Raw genomic sequence first — 4,755 nt, 5'->3', positions numbered from 1 at the left:
ATCGTGGCGCTATCAATAACGCCATTATTTCCATCAACCGCTGCTTGCGCGTATTCTTGAGCCGCTTCTAGCTTTGATTTCTCCAGTGCGACACTTTTTGCTGCATACTCACCCTCGGTGATTGCTAGGTCTTGATATGCTTGCGATTTTTCAGCAAAAGTCGCTTTCAGGTCAGCCAGTGTTTCAGCGTTTAATTGCGCCTCGGTCTTGCTTAAATCCTCAATGGCTGCAACACCTTTAGATTTAAAATCAAGCGCTGCATTACTTGCCTGACCGTACATTTCTTGAGCTTTGGTGGCCATTGCTTGCATATCGGCAATAGCTTCGTCTTTTACTGCTCCGAACGAGAAGTTAGATTTTAGCTGATACCAAGCGGCGGCCATGTCATAAAACGCACCAGTGACTAGCTTTGATGCAATACTGATGCCTGCAAAGCCATCACCAATAAAGCCTAATGCGACATTTAATGCTTGAATTGCCTTTGTAAACCCACCCGTCTTAGACTCCGCATCGGTTAAACCACTTTCAAAGTCAAACAACATCCCTAGTGTCACGTCTAGGTTTTCTACAGCAAGCTCAAAACCATCTGCCATTGCTGTTGCAAACGACTTTAGCGCCTCATAAGCAGACTCAAACGCCTGTTTCATGGCAACGATGGTTTCAGTATCAACCTTGCTTAACTGGTCGCCTATCCACTCCACACCCTCGCCTACATCTGCTAGAACGGTATCAAGCAATGCCATGTTTTCTTCAAGCACACCAAGCCATTCAACGACCTTGCTTGTCGCACCGCTGTCTTGGTTAAACTCACCAATTAACACCATCCATTGAGTACGGATATTTTGCAGGGCTTTCTCTACTGTTATTGGTAGCTTGTCAAACTCGCTTGCAATAACTGTCGATTGCTCTTGTAGAGCTGCTATAACCGTCTGAGCTGATAGCTTACCTTCGTTCGCCATAGCTCTAAGGTCGCCAGTTGTCACGCCCAATGACGCTGCTAACGCTTTACTAATACCAGGCGCTTGCTCCATGATGGAGTTAAATTCTTCGCCACGTAACACACCTGACTGTAATGCTTGCGTCAGCTGAATGATTGCTGCTTCATTCGATGCAGCTGCTCCACCGCCCAGCTGCATAGCTTTGTTAATTGTTTCTGTTAGCTCAAGGCTGTCTTGCTGAGTAAGCCCCATTTGCTTACCAGCTTCGTTGATTTTATAAAATAACTGAGTAGTGGCTGTTAGATTTGTATTGGTTGCTAGTGCAACCTCCTTCACGCCAGTCATAGCTTGTTCAAAGTTGCCAGTCTCACCAACGGCAATATTGATAAACGCAGCAACATTGCTAAACTCGTCAGCCACACTTGCAAGCTCACTAGCACCAAAGCCCACACCAAGCGCAGCCATCGCAGCACCCAATTTGCTAATAGCAAATTTAGATTTATCAATGCCACTGGTGTTTGAATCAAAATTAATGAGATAGTCTAAATCTGCCATGTCAGCTCTCTTATTTTAGGCAATAAAAAACCCTCGATTAAGAGGGCTTGGTTTTGGTTGGTGGTTTTTTATATCATATTGACATTTTTGTCTTGTCGGCAAAAACAATAACTTCTGGCTCAAAACGTACATTCTCAGGCTTGTAATTACTGTCTTTGAAAGTATCACCCTGAACTATGAAAGGTACTGTTGCTGTCTCTGCATACTTAGGCTCGCCTTCTTCTAAATTGGTTTTATATTCAACACCTACATTGCCAACGTCTTCACCAAACAAGTCTTTAAATATCAGCCTACCTTTAACGCCAATGATCGGCTTGGTTTGCTTATTCGTCAGCTCAACTGTGAATTGATAAGCAGAATGACCCAGCCTTTCAAACTTATCATGATGCACATATTCAACATTGATAACATCGTTCATGGCCTTTATTGCCGACTGCTTGGCTTCCTGCTCGGCTTGTTCTTTGTTTTCCTGCTCTCTTTGCATGGCGATAGCGTCACCAACTGTCATACCTTCTGGCGTAACACCAGTAGATATAGCCAGAAAATTATCATCAAAAAATTCAGAAATCAAACGCATATCTTCATCATCAAGGCTTTCTATTTTGCCTTGAAACTCGACAATTCCACTTGCATTTCGTGGCAACTCAACATTTTTAGGGTCTGAGCAACCCGACAATAAAAGCACGGTTGATAATATTGCAGCCATTAGTTTGTGGTTATTCATAGCCAAACACTCGATAAAGTTTTATTCACTCAACTTTAACCGATTGGTGAGATTTGAGCAATGCTATCACACCTCAATCTCAACAAATGGCAGATTAGGCGCATCGCTGACTATCTGCCCATCACGGATAAAGACCTTGTCATCAACCTCGTACGCTGCACTTGATTGTACGATGGTATTACCGCCGCCCTGCATAGTGACGGTATAGTTTGAGCCTGTACGGTCAACGACAGTAGCAAGCTGCTTAGCACCTTGCTCTGTAGCGTTTTTGAATAACTGCCATAGATTGCCGCTAGCCATTAGACACCCTCCTTATCGAAATGACGCTCAACATCAATAGACTGGTCAATCTCTAACGCTCGATTGCTAGATAGACGACCTGTGATGGTTGTACCTCTGACCATACCTACCCATGACTCACCATCACTGACACCGATTAAGGTAGATGGTTTAAGCACGCCAATATCAGCGACTAGCGGCATTGAGATACCAATGTTGCCGATATCGCCCGTGTCACTCAATATCATTTTACCGCGGCTAATAGCAACGTCTTGGTCGGTGATTAAATCACTGGTGACCATTGGCGGCTGATAACCGCCGCTAGTGCCTGTGCGCTTGATTAGAGCACCGATACCACCGTCATTCTCACCATAGATAGTCACCCCATTGTATGCAGGTTTATTGACACGTCCACGACTGCGACTGGTGATAAGCGACATTGGCAACTCAATACTAGGTGTCTGCGCTGCCCATTCCCATGATGGTATTGGATAATGAGCCAGTACATGGATAATATCTTCACTCATGTGTGCATTGATAAAACCACCTGCCGCCTCAGCTATCCATTGCAAGCTATTGATAGGTGTTTTGTTTGAGTAACTGTACGTGTTGGCCGGTACATTCCAACCATTAACCCCTGCAAGCTGCCAATCAAGAGCAAAGCCACTAGGTACACCAAAGCGGTTTAATTCATCTTCTGCTATCTGTCTAGCACTCATAGCTGTGTCGTACTTAAAGCCACGTTGACTAGAATACGGACTTGCTAACAGCATCGCTCGTGACTTGCCTTTGATCGTTAATGAGCTTTCACCAAACGACACGCTATCATCACAGCTATCAAGTATAAATCGCCACAGATTGCCGTTACACGTAAACTCCACGTTAATCTGCTGCTCATATGCTGTGTTGACTTTTGACAACTCAGACAGCGGCACAGTCGCACTAAATGACCATGTATAGCTGTTACTATCAATGCCCACGCTAAAGCCTAACATCTTAATCTCACGCCCATCGTCTGAGCGCACTAATGACACACTGTTTGTCACGAATATGACTCCCTTGTTATAGGCTTCGCCTTTCTCGCCAATTAGCAACTCTAGCCATGCAGTCGCGTTGAGCATTGATTGCGCGTTTACTGCAACCGATGACGCCTTGCCAAACACTTTAGGTTTGCACGTAACGACATCGAGCGTAGGATTGACGCCTAGTGTCTTGCGCTTGCATGGCCTCGTTTCCATTGCATCAGCATCTTCAGCTGATAACTCAAGAACACCACGAGGCATTGATAACGGCATAGCTAAACTGCTAGATATACCCCTATCAGTGATACGTCTGTGCATAGGTAATGCTAATTCGTCATTGTAACCATAGTGACGTAACGCGCCTGTTCCGCACTCCCAGCCCTCAATAACTTGTTCTTTTAAGATGACGGTCTGCGATAATGGCGGCGGCACATAGCGCAGTTTGGAGTACGGCAACCGAGCAAACTCATGACGCATATCATAGCTAAGTGCAGTCAGTCGATTGTAGTCGCTAGACGTATCGAGCCTGTCTGTTATCAACTCAGCGTATTCAGCGCCCAGCGTTCGATCAATCTGGCGTTTAGCCATTGCCTCAAAGCCATACCAGTTGCTATGACTAATGCGCTTTGCGTTCTCGGTTTTTAGCGTGGATTTACTGGCAATAAATGTCTGATACTCAGCTTGTTGCTGATTTTTGGTGCCGATCAGTTTTGATGACTCAAACAGTGAATCACTGTCATTAGCAAGGCGCTTATTCGCTTCAAACTCAACTTGGTTTTCAGTACTTACTTGCTTCGATGGTTGCCAATCAGCACTGACTGACTTTGTTAAATTAGCGTTATTCTCAAAACCTGATTGCCTACCAATACCTTGTAATTTTGCGTCCTGTATATCACTAGATACGTTCAACATGCCGACACTAGGGTTATTAGAGTCGTAGCTTGCTGTAGTGCTCGCTGTGGGGTTTAGGGTTGCTATTGCATGGACTTCAACGCCTACAGCAATCTGTTCGGAAGATATTAGAGCGCTTGCTGTAGGCGCTATCTCTGCGACTGCTACAATTGCTACACCTACATCATTGTCCGCATCTATTGTCACAGCAGCGGACGCTGTAGGCGACATATCTGCTACAGCATTGACTGCTAGTGCTACGTCTTCATTGTCTACAGGCGGCGCTATTGGCACTCCGACCACTGTGCCAAGCCTACGACTCATATTGAGTGGCAGTTCGTTTGGT

General features: G+C 45.2%; 4 protein-coding genes. All 4 read right to left on the bottom strand.

Annotated features, from left to right (window positions below):
- Positions 1-1,493: tape measure protein (locus ABYU67_RS11845; RefSeq protein ID WP_372845456.1), on the bottom strand; the 1,493-nt coding region annotated here is incomplete at its 3' end.
- A gap of 73 nt (positions 1,494-1,566) precedes the next feature.
- A complete protein-coding gene (locus tag ABYU67_RS11840; RefSeq protein ID WP_372845454.1) occupies positions 1,567-2,217 on the bottom strand; it encodes a hypothetical protein in 651 nt (216 codons plus the stop codon).
- Between the two features lie 66 nt (positions 2,218-2,283).
- A complete protein-coding gene (locus tag ABYU67_RS11835; RefSeq protein WP_372845452.1) occupies positions 2,284-2,517 on the bottom strand; it encodes a hypothetical protein in 234 nt (77 codons plus the stop codon).
- The coding region (locus ABYU67_RS11830) for a hypothetical protein (RefSeq protein WP_372845450.1) at positions 2,517-4,755 on the bottom strand (2,239 nt) is incomplete at its 5' end. The genes ABYU67_RS11835 and ABYU67_RS11830, both read right to left, overlap by 1 nt.

It is taken from the genome of Psychrobacter sp., assembly GCF_041554015.1.
In the GTDB taxonomy this organism is placed as follows: domain Bacteria; phylum Pseudomonadota; class Gammaproteobacteria; order Pseudomonadales; family Moraxellaceae; genus Psychrobacter.
This window is presented reverse-complemented; position numbering and strand designations above follow the sequence as displayed.